The organism is Herbaspirillum sp. NPDC101396 (assembly GCF_044767365.1).
Lineage (GTDB): Bacteria > Pseudomonadota > Gammaproteobacteria > Burkholderiales > Burkholderiaceae_D > Herbaspirillum.
The window spans coordinates 163327-189404 of sequence record NZ_JBIWNT010000005.1; the positions used below are offsets into that span (position 1 = coordinate 163327).

The window sequence follows — 26078 nt, forward strand, 5'->3', positions numbered from 1 at the left end:
GAACCGCTGTCATATCCAAGAGACCGGCAATGGGACTAGGAACACTCCGCCTCTTGCTTGCCTTCGGCGTTGTAGCCTCCCATACGCATGGATATATTTTTAGCCGCTATCCCGATACCGGCATCATTGCCGTGGTGACGTTCTTTTTTATTTCGGGCTATCTGATACCTGCGGCGTTCCAGACACACTATACCAACGGCAGTGTACTGATCCGCATCAGAAATTATCTGGTAAATCGCCTGCTTCGGATCTATCCGATCTATTGGATCGCGGGAACACTGGCGCTTGCAGTTATCATATTAAAAGGGCAAACCGCCAACTACGATCTTTCCATAAAGTCTCTGGTTCAAAATGCCCTTTTACTTGGTTTGAATCAGGAAACCCTCTGGCATAACGACACCAAACTGATTGGCCCAGCATGGACGCTTGACATCGAGATGCAATTTTATTTGCTGACACCGATGCTTGTGCTGCTACGCCAGCAATTGCCCCGCTTCTTCTTCTGGCTGGTATGCGGCGTGTCATTTGCTGGTGTTGTTTTGCTGATCAAACCCGTCGGCAGCTCGTCGATAGATCGATCAATTTTTCCCTATTTCATTTTCTTCTGTTTGGGCATGCTTGCCTACGAACAAAGAAAACGAATCCCCGGGTTTGTGCGGTCGTGTACCTGGCGTGTCTTGTTGATTACATTTGGCTTAGCTGCGATGTTTGTGGCTTCTCGACCTGAACAGACGCAATGGCTATTGGCTTCCCTCATGCTGTTGCTGACCTTACCGTTGTTGCCGCAGCCCTCTTCCCGCAAGGATAGATATCTCGGAGATTTGTCCTATCCGGTCTTTGTGCTGCACTCCCCCTTGATCATTCTCAATATTTGGGGGCAACACTCATTTTTTACTACACTTTTTCTGAATATCGGGACGACCACTATCGCCGCAGTGCTCCTGCACCCACTGGTCTCTCGTTACATTGAGAAAGTACGCTCAGGAAACAAAGATCGAAGTGCCTCAGCGATAGTATCCCTCAATACAATTGGAACATCTCCTAAGGACGCATCATGAGCTCAATACTTCAATTGGACGACACCAAGTTCTGGAAAGACGGCTACCTGATTTTGCGTAACCTGTTCTCGCCGAAGGAATTTGCGACGATGCGCGAGAACGTCTTCGAATCGCTCAAAGGCCGCGAACAGAACGGCGAGCCTGTCGTAGATGCACTGGCCGATCCGCACCTGCAACACTGGGTGCATGACGAACGCCTGGTCCACGTCGCCAAAACGCTGCTCAAGGGCGACAACCTCGCCTATTTCGGCGATGGCGGTTATGCCGTCATTGGTCACGGTTACGAAGCCGGCAAGGACGTCGGCGGCTGGCATCGCGACAATACCGACCGTTCCGACACCAACGCTCCCGATTGGCAAGGCCGCTATTCGCTGGTGCGTTTCGGCTTCTATCTGCAGGATCACAAGGCGCGTTCCGGCGGCCTGATCGTGCGCCGCGATTCACACAACCGCATCCTGCGCGGCTGGAAGGCGCATCTTCACGATCGCTACCTGAACACCGGCATCGGCGACGTCGGCGTGTGGAACATGCGTATCCAGCACGCCGGCCTCGGACGCTGCATCCGCGGCATCCCCGGCCTTGCCCTCGGTCCATATTTGCAAAAGCGCTTGCCGCAGTTCCTGCAGGCGCCGTTTCCGAAAGAAGAACGCACCGGCTTCTGGATTTCCTACGGCCTGAACGACCAGCATCTGGAGCGGCATTGCCAGTACCTGCTGACGCGCTCGGAGCGCAAGGTCATGTGGAGCAATTCCCACTATTCCGAGGCGATCCTAGACGATTGCCGCGCGGCGGGTTTGCAGGTCATTGACATGCCGTCCAGGATGAGAGCCGCTATCGCGGCGGGGGAAGAAGTCGGCTTTCTGAAGCATCATCGCCAGCTGGCCTATTGATTTGAATTCCTTTGGATATATGCACCGGCAACACAACGAAAGCGATAGAAAACACGTATGAACAACAACTCCGATCACGATAACCCGAAGAACAAGGCAGAAGGCGTGACCCGCTATGCACAGTTATTTCAGGGAGCGGAAGCAGTCGTACGCTATCAGAGAAAACTGGGCAACCGTATCGACATACTCAGGGACAGGATTGAACGCGACCTTCTGGCAGAACGTTTGCAGGGAAGTCTGTTTGATTGCACGATCGGTGTCGGCAGATTCATTGGCAAACTACCCCGCGTGACCAGCTACGACGGCATGGATCTGTCGGCGGAATTTGTTGAACATGTCCAGCAGTTGCATCCCCCCGGGAAATTCTTCACAGCCGATTTGAGTCAACCCATACCCCTGCCGTCCGATAGTTACGACAATGTGCTTTGCCTGCGCAGCTTGTCCGGGATTGGTCGCTTGGCCAGCATCCTGCCGGAAATGCTCAGGATCACCAAACCGGGCGGACTGCTGATTTTTGACTACGGCCGCAAGCGCACCATCAGCCACGTGAAAGGCGAAATGACCGTGCTCGATGGTGACGACCTGGAAGGAATTCTAAGAACACTCGATGCAACTGAAGTAGAACGCATCAAGGTCGATGCGGTCCTCACCAGGGCCAAGATAAGCGCCAGGTGTTTTCGCTATCTCACCGGGCCGCGCGGTCACTGGGTCTCCGACCAGCGTTTGCTGCAGGCGGAACGATTGAGCGCGCCCTTCTTCTGGCAACGACAAATCATCATTTTGCGACGTAACTGATCGGCGTAGCGGTCTCATGTCCAGTCTTCAAACATCGACGCGCCCCGTCCTGTTGGCAGTTCTTGAGTACGGCGAAATGCCGGAACTGCTTCGCGTCGCGGAATCTGCGCGCGCGGCTTTCGACGCGCCGGTCATATTCATGTTCGTCAAGCGCAGCTACCGCAGACTTGTCGAAGATACTTCCCGGGTTGTCGACAGCGGCTTCCTCTGGATGGATTCAGAGGGCAATCTGCATGAGAAAGCTGCGGCCGTCACCAGCGCGGTCTCGTCGATCGAGGCAGGCGAGACTCCGCCTCCGGCCGAGGTCAGACTGCCGCGCGTTCCGGAAGGTCGCAATTTCTTTGCCAAATTGCGCATCCCTCTCGCTCTTGCTTTTTTTTCCTTTCAATCAATCTTCTCCGCCTGTCGTTCCTCCTTGCGCTCCGTCGGGCGCGATGTGGTCAACGTACTGCGAGACCGCAAGCGCTTTCGGGCGCGCCATGCGCAATTAGCCTCGATACTTGCCAAGGTTCAGCCTCGACTGCTTATCGTGGGACAGGACTCGCCGGGCAACGAACTGTCGTTTCTGTTGATCGCCGCAGGCCGACAAAAAATTCCCCGCCTCATCACGCCGTTCGCAATGTTCTCGATTTACGAAACGGCCGAATATGCTCTTGCGCAACCGTCCTATCAAGTTGACGCCAGCGCGATGAACCGGGTTGTCGCGACAGTCTTTCCCCACTGGTCGCTACACTACCGCGGTCGCCAAATACTTAGACTGCCAGGCTACCGCGCCATGGCGCTTGAACTCACAGGGTTGATTAAAGGCATGCCATGGTCCCCCTTGTCGGAACCTGCTGAAGCAATCACGGCCAATGCGGCGGTAGCGGCGGATGCATTGATCGATCTTGGGCATGCAAGCCAGAACTTGCATGTCATCGGCTCGCCAATTCAGGATCGTCTCGCAAGTCATGTCCAAAACAAGGAACTGATAAGAGAGCGCTTGTTTCTGGAGCATGGCCTGACGCCCGGACGCCCCCTGCTGGTTTGCGGCTGGCCTGTCAACATGTTTTCCTGGCTGGGAAGCAAACGCATCGCCTATCCGGATTACCAATCGGTGGCCCGCGCCTGGACAACGATTCTGTCGGAAGTGCGGACCCGATATGGCATCAATATCCTTATCAGCGTCCACCCCAAAACATTGCAGGAAGAAATGGCAGCAGCACAGGAAGCAAAACTTCCCTGCACCTATGCCAATGCAGATGAGCTGGTTGCCGTGTGCGACTTGTTCACGACGCTCAATGGTTCTTCCATCACGGCCTGGGCCATCGCCTGCGGTGTCCCGGTCGTGCTCTTCGACTGCTTCCTTACCCGCTATCCCGACTTTCTTGACGTGGCCGGCTGCATCACTGTCGAGACCGAAGAAGAGTTTTCCGGCCAACTGAACCGGCTTTGCGGCGACGATGAGGCCAGGCGTGATCTGGCAAGGCTCCAGGCAAGCGAATCTACAGCCTGGGGGGTGCTTGATGGAAAGGCCGGAGCGAGACTTAACGAATTGCTCATCAAATTGACAGATAGAAACGATCGATGAAACGGGTTTTTTACATAGAGTGCTCCGGCCCCATCTGGCGCGATGTCGCTGCGCATTGCCGCGACGACGCCCAGTGGCAACCGGTTCTCTGGACTGCCGCCCACGGCGACGCCGCAGAGGTGGCCCAACAGTTCCCCGAATCTTTGTTCATATCCGGAACGGACGCGGCGCTCGGCATCACGCCTTCGTTCCCGTCATGGGACTTGCCGGCACTGGATGCCCCCTTGCTCGAAGCACTCGCAACTGACGAGAGCATTGTCTTGCACATGATGGATCGCATGGACCCCGCAGGCGGAGCAGGCTTTCCGCATGACGCCCGGCGTCGACATTACCATCGCCTGCTGAGCTATTGGCTTGGTGCCCTGGATGCATTACGGCCTGATCTGATCGTTTTCTCCATTGCCCCGCACATTATTTTTGACTACGTCATACTGGCGCTTGCGCGTCATCGGCGTATCCCCACCGTCATGTTTGAACGCATCGGCCTGCCGGGCTGGGTGTACCCGATGTCAGACTTCAAGACGGGAGCGCAGGCGTTACGCGACAACCTTTCCGACGCCGCATTCCTGGAGTCATTCGTCCTGCCGGATGCATTCCAGGATTGGATCACCAAGTCGCTGCAGGGCCACGCTGCGGTTCCGGCCAACTATCAGAAAAAGTTATTACGCTACAAACTCGGCAACAGCCAGCAAACGGCGCCCCTGTTCCGCGCGGTCTTGCATGAGCTCAAGCGCGCAGTCGTGCTGTTCAGAAAAAACGGAACCAAGCCGGCGGTGAACAGCTATCTACGTTCTCAAAACTATCCGCACGGCCGGTGCGGGCCTTTGGAAACCTTGATGAGCCGCCTGCGCGGCTTGCAAAAAAAACGGAAACTGATGCGCTATCACGATGCCATCAGCTGCACCCCCGATGCGCAAGACAACTACATCCTGCTGGGACTTCACTACCAGCCGGAGCGAGCCACCGTACCTATGGGCGGCGCCTTTGGCGATCAGACCCTGATTGTGAAGCTTCTTTCCTCAGCCCTTCCCGCCGGTTGGAAACTGTACGTGAAAGAGCATCCTTGGCAATTGCAGTCGTTTGGCCGCGGCGAAGTCCAGCGTTCGGAAGATTTCTATGCGTTCATATCATCGCTTCCCAACGTGAAAATAATTCGCCGGGAGACGTCCACGGCAACGATGGTAAGAAATGCGCGCGCCGTGGCCACCGTCACTGGAAGCGTGGGTTGGGATGCCCTTTGTTCCGGAGTCCCCGTCTTGCTTTTCGGCGCCGCCTGGTATCGGGACTGCATCGGTGTTCATTCCATCTACGCAAAAGAAGAATTGGCTGCCGCCTTGAAGCATGTCGTGGGTGGCAATATTCCGCGTGCAGAAGACGCCAAGAAATTTTGCAAGGCGCTTGCCGGCGTTTGCATTCCAGGAACACTGGAGCCGGAGCTCGAACAGATAGGCGCGTTGACACACAAAGAAGCGGCTGAGCGGATGTCGTCTGCGCTTGTGCAATTCGTGAAGAAAGCCGAACTGCAATGAACGTCATCTTGCTGTGCAGCCGTCGACCCATCGTTGCAGAATTCCTTCTGCTCGCGGAGACACTTGAAGAAAACGATCTGCAGCCGGTGCTGGTCGTCCCACCGGGGCTGATTCAATCTCTGCCCGTACTGCCTTCGTCTTGGAGAATCATCTCCACCGACGTGGCCGTGTGGCGCAAGGCCGGATTGGGAGCATTTCTCCATTACGCGGGACTGACCTTGTTACGACGTTTGTCGACGATCTCCAGCCGCGCACGGAACTCGCTCATTCCAGACTTCCTCTCCACCTGGGAAGCCGTGATGCGGGGCAAGCTGTTTGCGGGACAGGTTTTGAAACTGTCGCGAACAACATGCGCCGCCATACTCACTGCGGATGATCGAGATATTCGTTTTGACCAAGGTGTCATTGCATTCGGCCGGAAAAACAGGATTCCCGTACTGACGGTCGCATTCGGGAAGTCTGACCCTGACGCCGACTTTTTCCGGCGGAACAACGCGACTCACCAGATCGATTCGTCTCCTTTCCGCAGCCTCAAGAACCGCATCGCGAAACGTTATCCGGCGGGCATCAGGACCAGCGCTCAAACAGGGCCTCTGCTTTTTTTCAGGCCAGGAGAATATCTTGCGCTTTCATTGCACGACAGCCTGTTCCCGACGCCGTGGTCATACGGCGGCGGTACCGGCGACAAAGTGGCAGTGATTGATCGCCAGGCTGCCGACATGCTCAGCGCACTGGGAGTATCCGAGGAAAAAATTTCTGTGGCGGGGCAATGCAGTCATGACGTGCTGTGGGCCTTTCGTGCTGAACGCAACGCCATTCGGGAGAACCTGAACGCCCGTCATGGCTTTGCCGCCACCGACAAGCTGATGGTCGTTGCGCTGCCCGTGTTCGGCGAACATGGCATGTCCGACAAGAGCGTTCATGTGGCAGAAACTGAATGGCTTCTTGCCACATTGGCGTCCGTGCGGAACAGTGCGGTCCTGGTCTCCCTGCATCCCCGTCAAAAACGCAGCGACTATGAATCATTGGCGCGCAGCCTCCATGTAAGCATTGCCGATGAACCGTTGCGCAATGTGCTGGCAGCTGCAGATTTGTTCGTCGCCAATTCGAGCACGATCAGCTGGGCTCAGTTATTGAAGATCCCGACGATCGCGCTTGAGTATTACGATCTGGGATACGAATTATTCGGCAACGAGCCTGGCGTCCTGACCGTGCGTTCCCGGGACGACTTGCGTGCCACATGTGAAGCGGCGTTGTACGACGCCGATACAATGTTGACCCTGAACACCGCCCTGGACGCGCTGGGCGACAATATCCCCTTTGACGGCAAGGCAAGGCAGCGGATCGTCGCTGAAATAGCACAACATCGATGAAAGAGTTGATATGAGATTCGTTGGTCTGATCACTGCCCGGGGCGGCTCCAAGGGGCTGCCGGGGAAAAACACCGCCTTGGCCGGGGGCAAGCCTCTGATCAATTGGAGCATCGAAGCAGCTCAAAAATCGTTGCTGGAGCGTACGATCATTTCGACCGACAGCGAAGATATTGCCGCCATCTGCCGAGCTGCGGGTGGGGAGGTTCCGTTCATGCGCCCTGCCGAACTGGCGCAAGACGACACTCCGCACATCGACGTCATCCTGCATGCGCTGGACTGGCTGGAATCGAATGGCGATCTGCCTGAATACATCGTCCTTCTGCAACCCACGTCCCCAATGCGGCAGGCGACGGATATCGACGGCGCCGTGCGCATGGCCGTCGACAACGACGCCGACAGCGTCATCAGTGTTTTCCCGGCTCCCGTGCACCCTTTCTGGATACGCAGACTGGACGCTTCCGGGCGCCTGGAGGACTTCATGAAATGGCCGGAGCAAAGCGGCTATCTGCGACGGCAAGTCCTGCCACCTGCATATGCGCTAAACGGCGCCATCTATGTTCTGCGCAGCCGCACGTTGCGGGAAAACAGAAATTACTTCACGGACAAGACTTTTGGCTATGTCATGTCCGAAGAGAACTCGACGGATATTGATACACATGCGGACCTGCTGGTTGCCGATCTGCTCCTGAAACAACGAAAAGAGTGAGCTTCAGTTCCGATCATCGAGCCATGGTGTTGGTTTCCAAACCGGCCATGCTCCAGGAAGCGCTGGCGGTCTGCACCTTTCTGGAAAAGGTTTGCCCAGGCAGTTCCACGCTGGTGTTGGCGGGTGAACTACTGGAAAAAAGCGAGAACTTTGCCCTCCCGGAAGCAACAAACCTCGTTAAAGACTCGCTACGCCCTGCGATACTTGCCGGCAATGACTTCGCATACCGCATTGCCCGCTTTGGAGCGCTTCGTGTTTTATGGACCTCATGGGCCATCTCGAGGCGACGCAGGAATGCGAAAAGCTTGATAGCGTCGCTCAAACCAGCTGCGCTGATCATATTCGAGGACCGGGTCATTGATCCTGAAATGGCTTGGCTGGACGCTGCGGCACAATGCGGTTTGCCTGCCGTCATGGTTCGCTATGCAACGTCGTCCGTTGAAAGCGATGTATGGACAAGATCGGGAAAGACCTCGTATTCGCTGGAGCAAGGAGCCATGGCCTGGGCAAGACGGCTGTTTTCCAACAGGCATTCCAGGCATGCGATCGCGGTCGGCCGGCATCGATATCTTTTCTTTTCGCTATGGGACAGCATCGCTTTGCATCTCTTTGGCATGGCAGACACGCACCCATGGATAGCAGGCGGCGGCAAAGTTCGCGCCAGCGCCTTGCAGGGAAAGATGGACTATGACGAAGCGGTGGAATACTGCAACTTGCCGGATCGTTTCCACGTCACTGGACAGCCGACATGGGACGCCATGGCGACGACATGCGAAAGACTGCGCGAAGAGCGCAGCTTGTCTGCCGCCACGGAGAATTCACCATGCGTGCTGGTTTGTGCTTTGCCACAATGGGGTGAGCATCTGCAAATGAACTGGCCCACACACATGGCGAGCATCGAACAGTTGTTTGCAATTCTTGGCGCCCTGGAATGCAAGGTCATCATTTCCCTGCATCCGAAAGCATGCCGGGAGCACTATCAGGCGTTGGCAGAGAGACATCGCTGCGCCATTTCGCCGCTCCAGCTCTCCGAACTGTTGCCTGGTGCAGACATTTTTGTTGCGTCGTGGTCCTCGACCCTGCGCTGGGCGGCGATGCTGGGGATCACGAGCATCAATCTGGACTGGGCCAATCAGCAATACACCGTCTTCTCAAAGCTGCCGACGCTTCTGCAATCAAAAATACCGGCTGATCTTGAGGCCACGTTGGTTCCGCTCACTCAAGACAAAGCGTTGCGAGAAAACCTGGGCAGCCGGCTTCAAAAAGAATCGGAAGAATTCGGCGTCATGAACGGCAAGGCTGGCCAAGCAATTCTTTCTTTAGCAAAATCTTTCATCAGAGAAAAAACATCATGAACAACAACGTCTACATCATTGCAGAAGTCGGCTCGGTACATGACGGCAGCTTCGGCAACGCGCAACGCCTGATCGATGTGGCAGCTTCCTGCGGTGCGGATGCGGTCAAGTTCCAGACCCATTTGCCCGCGGCGGAAACGCTGAAGGATGCGCCGATGCCGTCCTATTTCAAGGGCGAACCGCGCTTTGAATATTTCGCGCGCACCGGCTTCACGCTGGAACAATGGAAGAAGCTGGCCAAGCACGCCGCCGACGCCGGCATTGAATTCATGTCGTCGCCGTTTTCGGAAGAAGCCGTCGCCATGCTGGAAGACATCGGCATCAGCCGTTACAAGATTCCATCCGGCGAAGTGTCCAACCTGCCCATGCTGGAAGCCATCGCCAAGACCGGCAAGCAGGTGCTGTTGTCTTCCGGCATGAGCTCCTGGAACGAACTCGACGCGGCCGTGCAAACCATCCTGCGCCATCACGACAAGCTGTCGGTGATGCAATGCACCTCCGCCTACCCCTGCCCGCCGGAGCGCGTCGGCCTGAACGTCCTTGGCGAAATGCGCGCACGCTGGAACCTGCCGGTCGGCTACTCCGATCACTCGATGGAAAACAACGCCTGCCTGGCCGCAGTCGCGCTGGGCGCCACCGTAGTTGAAAAGCACCTGACCTTCAGCCGTGCCATGTACGGCTCGGACGCCAAACATTCAGCCGAGCCACTTCAGTTTGCGGCTCTGGTCAAGGGCATCCGCGAAATCAGCGCGATGCTGGCCAATCCGGTCGACAAGAACGACCTCGGCGACTTCCGGGAAATGAAGGAAATCTTCGAAAAGAGCGTCGTCTCTACCCGCCTGATCCCGGCCGGCACCGTCATCACGGCGGACATGCTCGGCATCAAGAAACCCGGCACCGGCATTCCTGCGGCGAAGATCAAGGAAGTGATCGGCAGAATCGTGCAGCAGGACGTCGCGGCGGACAAGCTGATTCTCGAATCCGACCTCGCGCCGAAGTAAGCAATCCGTCCGCGCCCGTTCTCGACTAGTTCAAGGAAAACACATGATTCCAATTTTCATCGGATACGATCCACGCGAGGCCGTGGCCTACCACGTCTGCTGCAACAGCATCGTGCGCCAGGTGTCACAGCCGGTGTCGCTGAACCCGCTGGCATTGCGCAATCTCGGCTTTTACGTGGAGCAGCATACCGACGGCAGCAACCATTTCATCTACAGCCGGTTCCTGGTGCCTCATCTGACCGGATATCGCGGCTGGGCCATCTTCATGGACGGCGACATGCTGCTGCGCGACGACATCACAAAGCTGTGGGAAATGCGCGATCCAAGCAAGGCCGTGATGGTCGTCAAGCACGATTATCAGACCCGCATGACCGAGAAATACCTCGGTTCGAAGAACGAAAACTATCCGCGCAAGAACTGGTCCAGCGTGGTCCTGTGGAATTGCGAACATCCGGCCAATCGCGCACTGACGCCCGAATTCGTACAGACCGCGACAGGCGCACAGCTGCATCGCTTCACTTGGATCCCCGATGAGCAGATCGGCGAACTGCCGATCGAATGGAACTGGCTGCCGGACGAATTCGGCGCCAACCCCGACGCGAAACTGTTGCATTACACATTGGGAACACCCTGCTTCCATGAATTTGCGACGGTGCCGATGGCCGACGAATGGCATCGGGAACGCATGTTGATGGATTACTCCATCCAGCGCACTTAAGACTTGATCAAACAAAGACACTACCGTAGGAAACGAAAATGACTAAAAGAAAGATTTGTATCGTCGTCGGCTCGCGCGCCAACTACAGCAGCATCAAGGCCGTCATGCGCGCCGTGCAGCAACATCCGCAGCTGGAGTTGCAAGTCGTGGCCGCGGCGTCGGCCCTCCTGGACCGCTACGGCGCGGTTGTCGACATCATGGAGAACGACGGCTTCACCATCGATGCCCGGCTGTTCATGCTGGTCGAAGGCGAAACACCCGCGACCATGGCGAAATCGACCGGCCTGGGCCTGATCGAACTGCCGACCATTTTTGAAAAACTCAAACCCGATGTCGTGCTGACCGTCGGCGATCGTTTCGAGACCATGTCGACCACGCTGGCGGCCGCCTACATGAACATTCCGCTGGCGCACACGATGGGCGGTGAAGTGTCGGGCAACATCGACGAAAACATCCGTCACGCGATCACGAAATTCGCCACCATTCATTTCCCTGCGTCGGCAGATGCGCGCGAGCGCATCATCCGTCTCGGCGAACGTCCCGAAACAGTCCATAACGTCGGCTGCCCGCGCATGGACCTGGTTGCCGGATTCCTGAAGAAGGAATCGCAGTCGGACGGCAAGCTGCTGGTCGAAGGCGTCGGCAGCAACTTCGACGTCAACGACGACTTCCTGCTGGTGTCGCAACATCCGGTCACGGGAGAGTACGGCCGCGGTGAACAGCAAGTGGCGGCCACGCTCGGTGCCTGCCTGGAATTGGGCATGCCGACGCTGGTGCTGTGGCCGAATGCCGATGCCGGATCGGAAGACGTGTCGCGCGGCATCCGCAAGTTCCGCGAACAGCATCCGAATGCGCCGTTCCGCTACGTGAAGAATCTGCCGCCGGAGATCTACATGCCGCTGATGGCGCGCACGCGCTGCCTGATCGGCAATTCGTCGAGCGCCATCCGTGAAGGCGCCTTCATCGGTACCCCTGCCGTAAACATCGGCTCACGCCAGACTGCGCGGGAGCGCGGCGACAACGTCATCGACGCCGGTTACACCCAGGCCGAAATCGTGACCGCCATCAAGGACCGCCTGGCCAAGGGACGCCTGCCGTCCAATCCGATCTACGGCGATGGCAATGCCGGGCCGCGCATCGCCGACATCCTGGCCACGGCCGAGTTCGACATCAATAAAGTGATCACGTATTGAACGACGCTCCGTTCGTGACAATGACATCCGCAAAACGCATCCTCGCCATCGTCCCGGCGCGCGGCGGCTCGAAGGGCATTCCGCGCAAGAACGTCGCCGATCTCGGCGGCCATCCGCTGATTGCCTGGACCGCTGTCGCAGCAACGGCGGCACAGGGATTGGATCGCGTGATCGTGTCGACCGATGACGCCGAGATTGCGGCGACTGCCGGCAGGTATGGCGCCGAGGCGCCGTTCCTGCGTCCGCCGGAAATCTCCGGCGACACGGCCTCGGCTACGGAAGTGATTCGCCACGCGTTGAACTTTTACGCGGACCAGGGCATCGACTACGACGCCGTCGCCTACCTGCAGCCGACCTCGCCGTTTCGCCGCAGCAGCCATATCAATGAAGCGGTGGCCTTGTTTGCGCGACTGTCGCCTGATACGCTGGTGAGTGTCCAAAAGGTGCCACATAACATGAGCGCCGGCTCGGTGATGCGTCCGCTCGGTACGTCGCCCGACTTGTTCCTCGAGTCGCCCGACGGCCAGAAACTCAGGCGCCAGGACAAGGAAATCCTGTTTGCACGCAACGGCCCGGCAATCCTGATCTGTTCCGCTGCGGACGTGCTACGACACGACCGGCTGTACGGCGAGACGGTCGTCGGCTTTCCCATGGACGGCATTTCCTCGCATGACATCGACGAACCGCTCGATCTGGACATCGCGAGATGCCTGCTGCCGCTGACTACATTCGCATGACCGCTGCACCACCAAAAATCCTTGTCGTCCTTCCTTCTCCCCTGATGGCACGCAATTTCCTTCGCTCCGACGCGCTGCAGATACTGCGGCGGGACCTCGACGCGATTGTCACGGTCGTCTCGCCGCATCCGGACGACCGCCTCACGGTGGAACAGCTGGGCGGCACATGGCTGCCCTATTTCCATCCACGACGCTCGCGGGAACCAGGCGATGGCGGCGTGCTGAAAACCCTGGCCCGGCTCACCCGCTACGGTCGCTATCTTGCCGGCCTGTTCGTGCACATGTGCCTGACGTATCGCATCAACGTCATCTCCGACTTGCAGGGATTCAAAACACGTCTGCGGCAATCCTGGAGTCAGCGCAAGATCTACCTGCGCGAAGGACTGCCCATGTCGCAACTGTTCGGGATTCCGTTTGCGCGCAGCCGCACCATCTACGACGTGCTGTACCGCGTCTATTACAGCCGCTGGCAACGTTTCGCCGCCGTCGACAGGCTGCTGGCGCAAAGCCGGCCTGACCTGATGATCCTGTCGATGTTGCAGACCCACATGGTGACGCCTTATGCGCTGGCGGCCCGTGCGCGAGGCGTGCGCATCCTTGGCATCAACGGCAGCTGGGACCAGCCGACCACCAAGGGCCCGGTATGCCCGGGCGTTGAGCGCATCGCCGTGCAGAACGACATCGTGCGCGGCGAACTGGTCCGCTATCATCAGATTCCCGATGCACGGATGACCACGACAGGCTGGTTGCAGATGGACGCTTTTGCGCGTGACGAGACGATGCCTCGCACCGAATTGCTGGCGCAACTGGGCATTCCGGCGACGCATCGTTTCATCCTGTTTGCGGCCAACGCCCCGCGACTCGGGCCGCATGAACCTGATGTGTTCCGGCGTCTGGCCGAATTGACCGCCGCCGGCGAGTTCGGCGACGACGTGGTGCTGCTGTGCCGTTGCCACCCGCAAGACCGGGCGTGGGAAACGCGCTGGGGCTGGGTCCGCGGCATGCACAACGTCGTGCTGGAAGCGCCCGAACTGGGGCCGCTCAATCATTTGGCGGCGCTGATCCGGCACGCCGGCGTCGTTGTCGCATCCGCAGGTTCGATCAACCTTGATGCGGTGGCACTGGATACCCCGACCATCGGATTGGCGTGGGAGGACGCATCCCTGCCCCACGAAGACCGTCACGCCCGCGCCTACGAACTGGAACATCTGTCCGAACTACGCACCTCGCCCGGTATGACCGTCGTAAGCGACATGCCTGCGCTGCTTGCCGCATGCAAACGCTATCTTGCCGACAAGAGCACCGACAGCGCCGGCAGGGCAGACCTGCGGAATCGCTATCTGTATCGTCTCGACGGCCAGGCTGCGACTCGCCTGACCGACATGGCAAAGGAAATGCTGGCATGAGCACTTTCGTCGTCACCGGCGCCACCGGCTTTATCGGACGGCATCTGCTCGCCGATGTGCTGGCGGCCGGACACTCGGTGCGCGCGCTGACGCGCAACGCCGCAACCCAGCAGCTGACCCATGCCAATCTGCAATGGATTTCCGGCGATGCCGAAAATCCGGACGTCTGGCGCGAGCTGGCAACGCCCGGCAGCGTGGTGGTCAATCTCGGTTATTCCAATGCCACGCCGGCAGCAGGCGCGGTGGCGTCAACCGCGGCCATGATCGAGATATGCGCGCAGCGGAACATCGGCCGCATGATCCACTGCAGCACCGCGTCGGTCTACGGCAGTAACCAGGACGCGCTGATCAGCGAAGATTCGGCTTGCTTGCCGGCCAACGACTACGGTCGGCTGAAGCTGGCTATAGAACGAGAATTTGATCAGGTTCGTGGCCGCTTTCCCGTCGCGATCCTGCGTCCTACCGTGGTTTTCGGCGCCGGCGGCGAAGCACTGGTCAAGCTGCTGCACGACCTGCGCCACGCGAGTCGCCTGCTCAACTATTGCCGATCGTCGCTGTATGGTCGCCGGCACACGCATCTGGTTCCCGTGGAAACCGTGGTCGCTGCCATCACGTTTCTTGCCTCGGCGCCTTTGCTTGCCGACATTGAAATCCTGAACGTATCGGACGACGACAGCGAGCTCAACAATTTCCGCTCGGTCGAACACATATTGATGGAAGAACTGGGCATGGCGCCGTATCCACTGGCGCCATTACCTGTTCCAAGGCTGGCCCTGGAGTCGCTGTTGCGACTGCGGCACGGTGCGGCCGGCAACACACGCAGCCGGTACATGGGGAACCGGCTTGCGGCGCGAGGACTGACGCCGCCGGTCCTGCTGGAGACAGCCCTGCGCAATTTCGCTATCGCTTCTCTAAAAAAACAATAAGGTTTTGCGTGAACATACTGAATGTCAATCACTTGCTGGACGCCAAAATCGGCGGGGGGACTGCCGAACGGACGCTGCAGCTGAGCCGGTCTTTTGAAAAAGCCGGCGTGCGCTGCACGGTGCTGACGCTGGACGTGGGCATTACGGAAAAATTGTTGCAAGCGTTGCACGGCGCTTCCCTGATTCCGGTTCGCTATCTCAATCTGCGTTACTTCGTGCCGCGCGTTTCCTTCAAACTGCTGCGCAAACTTATCTCGGAAGCAACGTTCGTCCAACTCTCGGGGCATTGGACGGTGCTCAATGCTCTGGTGTTCCTGATGTGCCGCCAGCAAAACAAGCCTTACCTTTTTTGCCCGGCCGGCGCACTGACGCCGATGGGGCGCTCCGTGTTCCTGAAGAAGATCTATGACGCCGTCATCGGCTTTCGCATCGCTCGAAACGCCGCCATGTGCATTGCCATCACCGATCACGAACGGGCTGACTTCTCGCGCTATGGTGTATCCGACGGACACGTGCGCGTTATCGCCAACGGCATCGATCCGCAGGAATATGTGGCCGATCCCGCAGCCGACGCCGCCCATGCCGCCGCGGTTCGCATCACGCACGGCATCGGCGATGCGCCCTATGTCCTGTTCCTCGGACGACTCAACACCATCAAGGGTCCGGACCTGTTGCTCGATGCCTTTGCACGCATTGCCGACAAGCATCCGGGACTATTGCTGGTTTTCGCCGGCCCTGATGGCGGCATGCTCGGCGGCATGCAGCAGAAAATGGCTGCGCACGGCCTGTCCGGCAGAGTATTGTTTACGGGCTATATCGGCGGCAGCGACAAGGTCGCGCTGTTGCGATCCGCGACCCTGCTGGCAATTCCATCACGCCGCGAAGCCATGTCCATCGTCGTTCTGGAAGCAGGCATCTGCGAAACCCCGGCGCTGTTCACGAATGCCTGCGGCCTGGAGGAATTCGCGACCGCCGGCGCCGGCACCATGGTGGCGCCGTCGGCAGACGGATTGACTGCAGGACTGTCGTCCATGCTGGCCGATCCGGAAGCAAGCAAGGCGGCCGCCCGGAAACTGAAACATATCGTGCTCGATCGTTACACCTGGGACAAGCAAGCCGCGCTTTACCTGAACCTGCTCGACACCCTGGCGACAAAGGACGGACGTTGAGACTGCTGATACTGACGCAATATTTCTGGCCCGAGAATTTCCGCATCAACGACCTCGTCGACGGCTTGCTGGAACGCGGGCACGACGTGACCGTGCTGACCGGTTTGCCGAATTATCCGTCCGGCAGGCTGGCCGACGGCTACGACTGGCAAGGGCCTTACTCGGGAAAATACGGCAAGGCCGAGATCATCCGCGTTCCGCTGATTCCGCGCGGCAAGGGACGGGGCATCAACCTGGCGCTCAATTACCTGTCTTTCGCGTTCAGCGCCTCAGTGCTGGGTCCGCTGCGCTGCAAGGGCAAGTTCGATGCAATTTTCGTATTCGAACCATCGCCGGTGACCATCGGCATTCCGGCACGGGTCATGGCGTGGTTCAAGTCGGCGCCGGTATTGTTCTGGGTACAAGATCTCTGGCCTGAAAGTCTGTCGGCAACCGGCGCTGTGAAATCGCCCCGCCTCCTCCACGGCGTGGAAAAACTGGTGCGCTGGATCTACCGCGGATGCGCGCTGGTGCTGGCACAGTCGGAGGCTTTCATTCCCGCCATTGAAAAGGCGGGCGTACCGCGAGCGAAAATCCGCTATTTCCCCAACAGCGCCGAGGACATCTATCAGACTCCGGCCCAGGCCGCGTGGTCCGGTCCCGACCTGCCGCCCGGCTTTCGGGTCATGTTCGCCGGCAACATTGGCGCCGCACAGTCGATGGAAACGATCGTCAAGGCAGCTGAATTGCTCAAAGAATATCCAGACGTGCATTGGATCATTGTCGGCGACGGCCGTCTCGCTTCCTGGCTCAGGGAAGAAATTGCGGCACGAAAGCTGGAAACCCAGGTCCACCTGATGGGAAGGCATCCGGTAGAAACCATGCCGCAATGGTTCGCCCAGGCCGATGTGCTGCTGGTAACGCTGCGCCGCGATCCGGTGTTTTCGCTGACCATCCCGTCCAAGATCCAGTCTTATCTCGCCTGCCGGAAGCCGATTGCGGGCGCCTTGGACGGCGAAGGCGCCAGAATCATCGACACCTCGGGTGCCGGTCTGGCTTGCGCGGCCGACGATGCGCAAGGATTGGCCGATACCGTGCTGAAACTCTATAAAATGTCGGCTGGCGAACGTCGCGACATGGGCGAAATGGGATATCGCTACTACGAACTCCATTTCAACCGCACACAATTGTTAAATCAGCTGGAAAACTGGCTGACGGAAGTCACCATGGAAAATACATATGCATAAGGTTCTCATACTCGGCGCCAGCGGCATGCTGGGGAACGCGATGCTGCGCACCTTCGCGGAAGATGGGCGGTACAAGGTATTCGGCTCGGTCCGAACGCACGCCACCGGCAAACTGTTTCCAGAGCCGCTGCGGCAACATCTGGTGGTCGCGGGCGACATCGAAAACCAGGACGCGCTCATCCAGCTGTTCGGCAAGGTGCGTCCGACCGTCGTCGTCAATTGCATCGGCCTCATCAAGCAGCTGGCGCACGCCGGCGACGCCCTGAGCGCAATCCCGGTCAACGCCCTGTTGCCGCACCGGATCGCCAACCTGTGCGCCGCAACGGGCGCACGGATGGTGCACGTCAGCACCGATTGCGTATTTGCCGGACGTGCCGGCATGTACAAGGAAACCGACACCTCCGATGCCGAGGACTTGTACGGTCGCAGCAAATTGCTGGGTGAAGTCGACTACCCTCATACCATCACCTTGCGCACCTCCATCATCGGACAAGAGCTGGCCGGCGCCAACGGACTGATTGGCTGGTTCCTGAAACAGGAAGGGAAGTGCGACGGCTACAGAAAAGCGATTTTTTCCGGCCTGCCCACCGACGAACTCGCACGCGTAGTCCGCGACGTCGTCCTGCCGCGTCCGGAATTGAGCGGCTTGTATCATGTCGCCTCGGCGCCCATCAACAAATACGATTTGCTGAAACTGGTCGCCGAAGTCTATGGCAAGCAAATTGACATCAACCCCAACGACAAGCTCGTCATCGACCGTTCATTGAACGCCGATCGCTTCAAGGCAGCCACCGGCTACGTCGCGCCGACTTGGCGTACCCTGGTGGAAGGCATGCATCGTTTTCAGGAAAGCAACCATGTTCAAGGATAAAACCCTGCTCATCACCGGCGGCACAGGCTCGTTCGGCAACACCATTCTCAAGCGTTTTCTGGCGACTGACGTCAAGGAGATCCGCGTCTTCAGCCGCGATGAAAAGAAGCAGGAAGACATGCGCATCAGCCTGTCGAACGACAAGGTCAAGTTCTACATCGGCGACGTGCGCGACTACAGCAGCGTGGCCCAGGCCACCGTCGGCGTCGATTACGTGTTTCACGCCGCAGCGTTGAAACAGGTTCCGTCCTGCGAGTTTTATCCGATGGAAGCCTTGCGTACCAACGTCATCGGCACCGAAAACGTGCTCAATGCCTCGATCGCCAATGACGTCAAGCGCGTGATCGTGCTCAGTACCGACAAAGCGGTGTATCCGATCAATGCGATGGGTATCTCCAAGGCAATGGCCGAGAAGCTGATGGTGGCCAAGTCCCGCATGATCCCCGAAGGCAAGACCGTGGTCTGCGCCACCCGCTACGGCAACGTCATGGCCTCGCGTGGCTCCGTAATTCCGCTGTTTGTCAACCAGATCAAAAACGGTACACCGCTGACCGTCACCGATCCAAACATGACGCGTTTCCTGATGTCGCTGGAAGATTCGGTCGACCTGGTCCTGCATGCATTCGCCCACGCCAGCCAGGGCGACATCTTCGTGCAAAAGGCGCCGGCATCCACTGTCGCCGATCTTGCGAGTGCCTTGCAGGAACTGTTCGCGGGCAAGGGCGACGTCAAGATCATCGGCACACGCCACGGCGAGAAATTGTATGAATCGCTGATCTCGCGTGAAGAAATGGCCAAGGCCGAAGACATGGGGCGCTACTATCGTATTCCGGCGGATAATCGCGACCTCAATTACGAGAAGTATTTCGTCGAAGGTGAAGAGCACATTTCGGAGCTGGACGATTACACCTCGCACAACACGCAGCGCCTGGATATCCCGGGTATCAAGCAATTGCTGTTGAAGCTCGATTACATTCAAGAGGTGCTCAATGCTTAAAGTCATGACCCTCGTCGGCACGCGTCCCGAACTCATCAAGATGAGCCGGGTGATTGCCGAACTGGACAAGCAAGTCGAACACGTCCTCGTGCATTCCGGCCAGAACTACGATTTCGAACTGAATCAGGTCTTCTTTGACGAGCTGGAAATCCGCAAGCCGGATCACTTTCTCGGCGCAGTAGGCGATACCCCGGCGCAGGCGATCGCTGAAGTGATTTCCAAGGCCGACGCGGTGTTCGAAAGAGAAAAACCGGACGCCTTGCTGCTGTACGGCGACACCAATACCTGCCTGGCCGTGATCGCGGCCAAACGCCGCAAGATTCCGGTATTCCACATGGAGGCAGGCAACCGCTGCTTCGACCAGCGTGTACCGGAAGAGCTGAACCGCAAGGTGCTGGATCACCTGAGCGACATCAACATGGTACTGACCGAACAGGCCCGAGATTATCTGGTGGCGGAAGGCATCCGGCCGGAAACCGTCATCAAGACCGGTTCGCACATGCAGGAGGTCCTGGATTTCTACATGCCCAAGATCGAAGCATCGGATGTGCTGCCGCGGCTTGGTCTGGAACAGGACAAGTTTTTCATCGTCAGCATTCACCGCGAAGAGAATGTCGATACGGTCGAGAACCTGCGCGATTTGCTGGCCACCCTGCGTGCGCTGGCCGACCAGTACCAGTTCCCGATCATCGTCTCGACGCATCCTCGTACCCGCAAGCGACTGGAAGCGCTGGGTGAGTCGCTTGAACATCCCTTGCTCAAGTTCGTCAAGCCGTTCGGCCTGTTGGATTACATCAAGCTGCAGATGACGGCATTCTGCATCCTGTCGGACAGCGGCACCATCACCGAAGAAGCCGCCCTGCTCAACCTGCCGGCGATCACACTGCGCAATGCGCACGAACGTCCCGAAGGGATGGACCAGGGCACGCTGGTGATGAGCGGGCTGCGTACCGAACGCGTGGTCGAAGCGGTGCGCGTGGTGACGAGCCAGCATCAGCGCGGCCAGCGCACAATCAAAGTGGTGCCGGATTATCTCGGCGGCGCGGTGTCGCAAAAGGTGGTGCGCATCGTGCTGAGCTACACCGACTACATCAACCGGACAGTCTGGTCGAAAAATTGAAGATACTCGTTACCGGCGCTTCCGGCTTCGTGGGCTCGGCGCTTGTCAGGACCTTGGCAAGCCAAGACCTGCATACGGCGATCAGCGCAATGCGACGTGCGCCGGAGCCGTCGTGGCCCACGCCGGTTCGACAGGCTGCCGCGCTTGAGCCCGGCGCCGACTGGGCGCCAGCACTGCAAGACATCGACGTGGTGGTCCACGCCGCCGCGCGCGTACATGTCATGTCGGACAAGTCGGCCGACCCGCTGGCCGAATTTCGCAAGGTCAATGTCGAGGGGACTGCACATCTGGCGCGCCAGGCTGCCGCCGCCGGCGTGCAACGCTTCGTTTTCCTGAGTTCGGTCAAGGTCAACGGCGAGATGACGATGCCGGGCCGGCCGTTCCGCGCAGCCGATGTTCCCGGGCCGCAAGACCCCTACGGGGTGTCGAAGCTTGAAGCCGAGCAGGCGTTGATGCAGATCGGCAAGGAAACCGGCATGGAAATCGTCGTGATCCGTCCTCCCCTGGTCTACGGCCCCGGTGTGAAAGCCAACTTCCGCAACATGATGCACTGGCTGCGCAAAGGCCTTCCGCTGCCGCTGGGCGGCATCGACAATCGCCGCAGCTTTGTGGCACTGGATAATCTTGTCGATCTGATCATTACCTGCATTGACCATCACGCCGCCGCCGGACACGTTTTCCTGGTGTCGGACGGCGAAGATCTGTCGACGCCGGAACTCCTCCGGCGCATCGGCGCCGCTTTGGGTCGACCAGCCAGATTGCTCCCTGTTCCGGCGTCTTTGCTGATCGCCGGCGCCGCCCTTCTGGGCAAACCGGGCATCGCGCAACGGCTATGTTCTTCCTTGCAACTTGATATTTCCGACACAAAGGAGATATTGGGCTGGAGGCCGCCCGTGACTGTTAATATTGCACTACAAGAGACCGCAATTTCTTTTTTAAATACGTAACAACCCGCTTATTTTTTACTTTGAAATCATGGAAAAAATCCCCTACCCGAAAGATACAGACAAGTCCGAATTTGTCGGTGAACACGAACATCTGCGCGCCAAATACGGATTGCCGCCTGACGTAGAGTTTTGCGTGAAATGCGTGATTTCAAATCAGCGTCCCAATTCAGCGGTGGAATACTCGCACACCAAGGACTCCAAGAAGAAGACCATCCACTTCGACGAAAACGGCGTGTGCGACGCCTGCAATTTCGCGGAAAAGAAAAAGGCCACGATCGACTGGGAAGAACGTGAACGCAACCTGCGCGAACTATGCGATCGCCACCGCAGCAAGGACGGCAGCTATGACTGCATCGTCCCGGGCTCGGGCGGCAAGGACAGCTTTTACGCGTCGCACATCCTGCGCACCAAATATGGCATGCACCCGCTGACCGTGACTTGGGCGCCGCACGTCTACACTGAATGGGGCTGGAAAAATTTCCAGAGCTGGATCCATGCCGGTCACGACAACCTGCTGATGACGCCGAACGGTCGCGTTCACCGCTTGCTCACCCGCCTGGCCGTGGACAATCTGTTCCACCCGTTCCAGGCGTTCATGTTCGGCCAGAAGGCGCTGGCGCCGAAAATGGCCTTGCTGCACAAAATCCCGCTGGTGTTCTATGGCGAGAACGAAGCCGAATACGGCAATCCCATCGGCGACACCGAAACCGCCAAGCGCGACTGGTCTTACTTCACAGCAGAGGATCAATCGAAGGTCAGCCTGGGCGGCGTCAGCGTCCCTGATCTGAAGCAGCATTTCGGCGTCGAGCATCAGGACTTGCTGCCCTACCTGCCGGCCAACCCGAACCAGATCGAAGAACAAAAGGTCGAAGTCCATTATCTGGGCTACTACCTCAAGTGGCATCCTCAAAGCTGCTACTACTACGCGGTCGAGCACGGCGGCTTCGAAGCTTCGCCGGAACGCACTCCGGGCACATACAGCAAGTACAACAGCATCGATGACCGCATCGACGATTTCCACTATTACACGACAGGCGTGAAATTCGGCCTGGGCCGCGCCACCTACGACGCAGCCCAGGAAATCCGCTCGGGGGATATCACGCGCGAGGAAGGTTGCGCGCTGGTCAAACGCTTCGACCATGAATTCCCCGAGCGTTTTGCAGACGAGATTTTCAAGTATCTGAGCATCCCTGCCAGCGAATTTCCCGAGGCCAGCAAGATGTTCGAGCAGCCGATCCTGGACCGCGAATACTTCATGAAACTTGCCGAAACATTCCGCTCGCCGCATCTGTGGAAATGGGAAGACAACCAATGGAAATTGCGCCACGCGGTGTGGCATGAGTAATGTCCGCCTGATTCCACGCCTCGACATCAAGGGGCCGAACCTGATCAAGGGCATCAGGCTGGAAGGCTTGCGCGTAATGGGCGATCCGCAGGAGTTTGCGTTGCGCTATTACGAAGCAGGCGCCGATGAACTGATTTACATGGACATCGTCGCCAGCCTCTATGGCCGCAACAACCTGAGCGACATCATCCGGCGCGCCGCCGACCAGGTGTATATCCCGATCACGGTAGGCGGCGGCATCCGTTCGGTTGACGATGCACGCCACATCCTGCGTTCCGGCGCCGACAAGGTCGCCATCAACACCGCCGCCGTGGCGAATCCGGCGCTGATCACACAAGTGTCGCGTCGCTTCGGCTCACAGGCAATGGTGCTTTCCATCGAGGCCAAGCAGGTTGCGCCCGGTCGCTGGGAAGCGTATACCGACAACGGCCGCGAGCGCACCGGCCTGGACGTCATCGAATGGGTCAAGCGCGGCGTCGAACTCGGCGCCGGTGAAATCCTGCTGACGTCGGTGGATCGTGAAGGCACCCGCAAGGGTTTCGAGATCGATCTGGTGAGTCAGGTCAGCGAAGCAGTTCCGGTGCCCGTGATCGCCAGCGGCGGCATGGGTTCAATCGACGATTTGCTGCAAGTGGTGAAGTCCGGCCGCGCCGATGCGGTCGCCATGGCCGATGTGTTGCACTACAAGCGTCTCGAGTTGCCCGACATCCGTGTCGCGGCCCGCGATGCAGGTTTGGCGGTAAGGAGTATCTGAAAATGACGGTTAAAGTAACCATCGCTGATTACGGCGTGGGCAATCTCCTGAACGTGGTTCGGGCATTCCAGCATTGCGGCGCCGACGTGCACGTTACCGAAGACCCGGCCGCCATCGCAGGTTCGGATCGTCTCGTGGTGCCGGGCGTCGGCGCTTTTGAGGACAGTATCAACGAATTGAACAGCCGCGGCTTTGCTGATGCCGTCAAACGTTACGCCGAATCCGGCAAGCCGTTGTTCGGCATTTGCGTCGGCATGCAGATGCTGTTCGACGCCAGCGAGGAGTTCGGCGAACACGCCGGCCTTGGTATCCTGCCGGGACGCGTGGTGGCGGTTCCCAGCCTCTCCACGGAAGGCCTGCCGCAACGCGTGCCGCATATCGGCTGGAACCACCTGGTGTCCCCGGAACACGGCAACGATTGGAAAGGCACTTTGCTGCAGTCTTTTGAAGATGCTCGCCCCGCTGTGTATTTCGTCCATTCGTTTGCCGCGCAACCGGCCAACGACCAGGATCGCCTGGCGGACTGTTTTTACGGCGGTCATCGTATCTGTGCCGCGGTGCGCCGCGATAATATCGTAGCCACGCAATTTCATCCGGAGCGCAGCGGCGAGATTGGCCTGACCATGGTTCGCAGTTTCCTGGCGCTGTGATGCCGCCGGTCGCTGAAAAATATCTGATCGTCAGTCTGGGCAGCATCGGTCGCCGGCACCTGCGCAACCTGCGCGCATTGAAGCCGGATGCCCGGATCGGCGTGCTGCGCCTGCATACGCAGGACACGTCCGGCGTGTTGCCGGACGGCGCCGACGTGCAGTTCTCCTCGATCGACGCGGCGCTGGCGTTTGCGCCTGCAGCGGCGATTCTCGCCGGCCCGGCGTCGACGCATCTTGCCATTGCCGAAGCGCTGGTGAAAGCCCGTATTCCCGTACTGACGGAAAAGCCGATAGCCGACAGCATGGACGGTATTGATGAACTGGTGACGTCCGCCAGAACGCATGGCGTACCTTTGCTGGTCGGCTACAACCTGCGCTTCTTGCCATCCCTGCAAACAGTGCGCCGCTTGCTGCTGGAAGGCATCATCGGCGAAATCCGGCTGGTGCGCGCCGAGGTCGGACAATATCTGCCGGACTGGCGCCCAGGTCAACCCTACCAGACCACCGTTTCTGCGCAGCAGGCGCTCGGCGGAGGCGCGTTGCTCGAACTGAGCCATGAGATCGACTATCTTTACTGGATATTCGGCCTGCCGTCAGTGGTCTCGGCAAGAGGTGGAAGTTTCGGCGCGCTCGGCATTGACGTCGAGGACGCGGTGGAGCTGACCCTGGAATACGAATCGCCATCCATCCTGGTCAACGTTCATCTGGATTTCCTCCAGAGGACACCTTCCCGCACCTGCAAATTCATCGGCCAGCAAGGCACGCTGATATGGAATGGCATTGCCGACACTGTTGATGTCTTCCAAGTCAGCACCGGGCAATGGTCTCGCATCGACATCGCGAGTCCTGCCGATCGCAACCAGATGTACATTGACGAACTGTCTTATTTCCTCGATGCACGCCATGCCTTGGGGGCTATCGCCAGCGACGGCGAGCAAGGCCGCGACGTATTGAGAATCGTGGAAGCGGCAAAAACGTCGATCCGTTCCAATGCCGCTGTCAACCTGTCCACTTATGTCAAACATTGAATCACGAACGATCGCCTTCATCTTCGCGCGCGGCGGATCCAAGGGCCTGCCCGGCAAAAATATCAAGCCGCTCGCCGGCAAACCTTTGATCGCCCACTCCATCGATATTGCCAAAGCTTGTCCGTTCATCGAAACGGTCATCGTTTCCACGGACGACGAAGCCATCGCGGCGGTAGCGCGCGAATACGGCGCCGAGGTACCGTTCATGCGACCGCCCGAACTGGCGACCGATACTGCCCCCGAATGGCTTTCGTGGCGCCATGCGATTGAGTGGACCATGCGGGAAAAAGGCCATTTCGACCACTTCGTCAGTCTGCCCGCCACCTCCCCGTTCAGAAATGTCGAGGATGTCCGCGCATGCGTACAAACCCTGGAAGAAGACAGCGCCACCGACATCGTCATCACCGTGAAGAATGCCGACCGCAGTCCCTATTTCAATATGGTGGTAATCGACTCGGACGGTCGCGCCGACCTGGTGATCAAACCGCAGGGTGAGGTCAGCCGGCGACAGGATGCGCCCGCCGTCTACGACATGACGACCGTCGCTTACGCCGCCCGTCCGCAATTCGTCCTGCGCGCGCAACGCCTTTTCGACGGCAAGGTAAAGACCGTCAACATCCCCCCGGAGCGTGCGCTGGACATCGATACGCCCTATGATTTCATGCTGGCGCAAGCCATTGCCCAGTCACGCTTCGCTTCGTAACATCAGTACTT

General features: G+C 58.6%; 25 protein-coding genes. All 25 read left to right on the top strand.

The window, feature by feature from the left end:
- The first annotated feature begins 29 nt into the window (after positions 1–29).
- Genes ACIROY_RS18145 through ACIROY_RS18265 form a run of 25 tightly spaced genes read left to right on the top strand, consistent with a single transcriptional unit; the run spans position 30 to position 26067 of the window.
- Positions 30–1058 (top strand): acyltransferase family protein, encoded by a 1029-nt coding sequence (locus ACIROY_RS18145; RefSeq protein ID WP_402342978.1) that lies wholly within the window; start codon positions 30–32, stop codon positions 1056–1058.
- Positions 1055–1948 (top strand): phytanoyl-CoA dioxygenase family protein, encoded by an 894-nt coding sequence (locus tag ACIROY_RS18150; protein ID WP_402342981.1) that lies wholly within the window; start codon positions 1055–1057, stop codon positions 1946–1948. Before ACIROY_RS18145 ends, ACIROY_RS18150 begins: the two co-directional genes overlap by 4 nt.
- A gap of 57 nt (positions 1949–2005) precedes the next feature.
- Positions 2006–2743, top strand: a complete 738-nt coding sequence (locus ACIROY_RS18155) for a methyltransferase domain-containing protein (protein WP_402342984.1) — start codon at positions 2006–2008, stop codon at positions 2741–2743.
- Between the two features lie 16 nt (positions 2744–2759).
- On the top strand, positions 2760–4313 hold the full coding sequence (locus ACIROY_RS18160) for a hypothetical protein (protein ID WP_402342987.1): 1554 nt from the start codon (positions 2760–2762) through the stop codon (positions 4311–4313).
- Positions 4310–5842, top strand: coding sequence for a hypothetical protein (locus ACIROY_RS18165; RefSeq protein WP_402342990.1), 1533 nt, complete (start codon positions 4310–4312; stop codon positions 5840–5842). The genes ACIROY_RS18160 and ACIROY_RS18165 overlap by 4 nt, the downstream gene beginning before the upstream one ends.
- Entirely contained in the window at positions 5839–7215 is a 1377-nt protein-coding gene (locus tag ACIROY_RS18170; protein WP_402342993.1) for a hypothetical protein, read from the top strand. The genes ACIROY_RS18165 and ACIROY_RS18170 overlap by 4 nt, the downstream gene beginning before the upstream one ends.
- Positions 7216–7225: 10 nt before the next feature.
- On the top strand, positions 7226–7921 hold the full coding sequence (locus ACIROY_RS18175; protein ID WP_402342996.1) for a cytidylyltransferase domain-containing protein: 696 nt from the start codon (positions 7226–7228) through the stop codon (positions 7919–7921).
- Positions 7918–9276 (top strand): hypothetical protein, encoded by a 1359-nt coding sequence (locus ACIROY_RS18180; protein ID WP_402342999.1) that lies wholly within the window; start codon positions 7918–7920, stop codon positions 9274–9276. The genes ACIROY_RS18175 and ACIROY_RS18180 overlap by 4 nt, the downstream gene beginning before the upstream one ends.
- Positions 9273–10277, top strand: a complete 1005-nt coding sequence (locus tag ACIROY_RS18185; protein ID WP_402343002.1) for an N-acetylneuraminate synthase family protein — start codon at positions 9273–9275, stop codon at positions 10275–10277. Before ACIROY_RS18180 ends, ACIROY_RS18185 begins: the two co-directional genes overlap by 4 nt.
- A 43-nt stretch (positions 10278–10320) precedes the next feature.
- Positions 10321–10995: a glycosyltransferase gene (locus ACIROY_RS18190; RefSeq protein WP_402343005.1), complete on the top strand. Its 675-nt coding sequence runs from the start codon at positions 10321–10323 to the stop codon at positions 10993–10995.
- Between the two features lie 38 nt (positions 10996–11033).
- Positions 11034–12188: a UDP-N-acetylglucosamine 2-epimerase gene (neuC, locus tag ACIROY_RS18195; RefSeq protein WP_402343008.1), complete on the top strand. Its 1155-nt coding sequence runs from the start codon at positions 11034–11036 to the stop codon at positions 12186–12188.
- 20 nt (positions 12189–12208) lie between these two features.
- Entirely contained in the window at positions 12209–12925 is a 717-nt protein-coding gene (locus tag ACIROY_RS18200) for a cytidylyltransferase domain-containing protein (RefSeq protein ID WP_402343616.1), read from the top strand.
- Positions 12895–14331, top strand: coding sequence for a hypothetical protein (locus ACIROY_RS18205; RefSeq protein WP_402343011.1), 1437 nt, complete (start codon positions 12895–12897; stop codon positions 14329–14331). The genes ACIROY_RS18200 and ACIROY_RS18205 overlap by 31 nt, the downstream gene beginning before the upstream one ends.
- Entirely contained in the window at positions 14328–15257 is a 930-nt protein-coding gene (locus ACIROY_RS18210; protein ID WP_402343014.1) for an NAD-dependent epimerase/dehydratase family protein, read from the top strand. The genes ACIROY_RS18205 and ACIROY_RS18210 overlap by 4 nt, the downstream gene beginning before the upstream one ends.
- An 8-nt stretch (positions 15258–15265) precedes the next feature.
- Positions 15266–16426, top strand: a complete 1161-nt coding sequence (locus ACIROY_RS18215; RefSeq protein WP_402343017.1) for a glycosyltransferase — start codon at positions 15266–15268, stop codon at positions 16424–16426.
- On the top strand, positions 16423–17652 hold the full coding sequence (locus ACIROY_RS18220) for a glycosyltransferase family 4 protein (RefSeq protein ID WP_402343020.1): 1230 nt from the start codon (positions 16423–16425) through the stop codon (positions 17650–17652). Before ACIROY_RS18215 ends, ACIROY_RS18220 begins: the two co-directional genes overlap by 4 nt.
- Entirely contained in the window at positions 17645–18523 is an 879-nt protein-coding gene (locus tag ACIROY_RS18225; RefSeq protein WP_402343023.1) for a dTDP-4-dehydrorhamnose reductase family protein, read from the top strand. The genes ACIROY_RS18220 and ACIROY_RS18225 overlap by 8 nt, the downstream gene beginning before the upstream one ends.
- Entirely contained in the window at positions 18510–19520 is a 1011-nt protein-coding gene (locus tag ACIROY_RS18230) for a polysaccharide biosynthesis protein (RefSeq protein WP_402343026.1), read from the top strand. Before ACIROY_RS18225 ends, ACIROY_RS18230 begins: the two co-directional genes overlap by 14 nt.
- Complete coding sequence (gene wecB, locus ACIROY_RS18235; RefSeq protein WP_402343029.1) at positions 19513–20640, top strand: non-hydrolyzing UDP-N-acetylglucosamine 2-epimerase; 1128 nt, start codon at positions 19513–19515, stop codon at positions 20638–20640. The genes ACIROY_RS18230 and wecB overlap by 8 nt, the downstream gene beginning before the upstream one ends.
- Positions 20637–21587 carry a UDP-glucose 4-epimerase family protein gene (locus tag ACIROY_RS18240; protein ID WP_402343032.1) on the top strand — a complete coding sequence of 317 codons (951 nt, stop codon included), beginning with the start codon at positions 20637–20639 and terminating at the stop codon, positions 21585–21587. The genes wecB and ACIROY_RS18240 overlap by 4 nt, the downstream gene beginning before the upstream one ends.
- 28 nt (positions 21588–21615) lie before the next feature.
- The gene (locus ACIROY_RS18245) at positions 21616–22932 is read left to right on the top strand and encodes an N-acetyl sugar amidotransferase (protein WP_402343034.1); all 1317 of its coding nucleotides are present in this window, start codon (positions 21616–21618) and stop codon (positions 22930–22932) included.
- Complete coding sequence (gene hisF, locus ACIROY_RS18250) at positions 22925–23686, top strand: imidazole glycerol phosphate synthase subunit HisF (RefSeq protein WP_402343037.1); 762 nt, start codon at positions 22925–22927, stop codon at positions 23684–23686. The genes ACIROY_RS18245 and hisF overlap by 8 nt, the downstream gene beginning before the upstream one ends.
- A gap of 2 nt (positions 23687–23688) precedes the next feature.
- Positions 23689–24336, top strand: coding sequence for an imidazole glycerol phosphate synthase subunit HisH (hisH, locus tag ACIROY_RS18255; protein ID WP_402343040.1), 648 nt, complete (start codon positions 23689–23691; stop codon positions 24334–24336).
- Positions 24336–25364 carry a Gfo/Idh/MocA family protein gene (locus ACIROY_RS18260; RefSeq protein WP_402343043.1) on the top strand — a complete coding sequence of 343 codons (1029 nt, stop codon included), beginning with the start codon at positions 24336–24338 and terminating at the stop codon, positions 25362–25364. The genes hisH and ACIROY_RS18260 overlap by 1 nt, the downstream gene beginning before the upstream one ends.
- Positions 25351–26067: a cytidylyltransferase domain-containing protein gene (locus ACIROY_RS18265; protein ID WP_402343046.1), complete on the top strand. Its 717-nt coding sequence runs from the start codon at positions 25351–25353 to the stop codon at positions 26065–26067. Before ACIROY_RS18260 ends, ACIROY_RS18265 begins: the two co-directional genes overlap by 14 nt.
- The last annotated feature ends 11 nt before the right edge of the window (positions 26068–26078 follow it).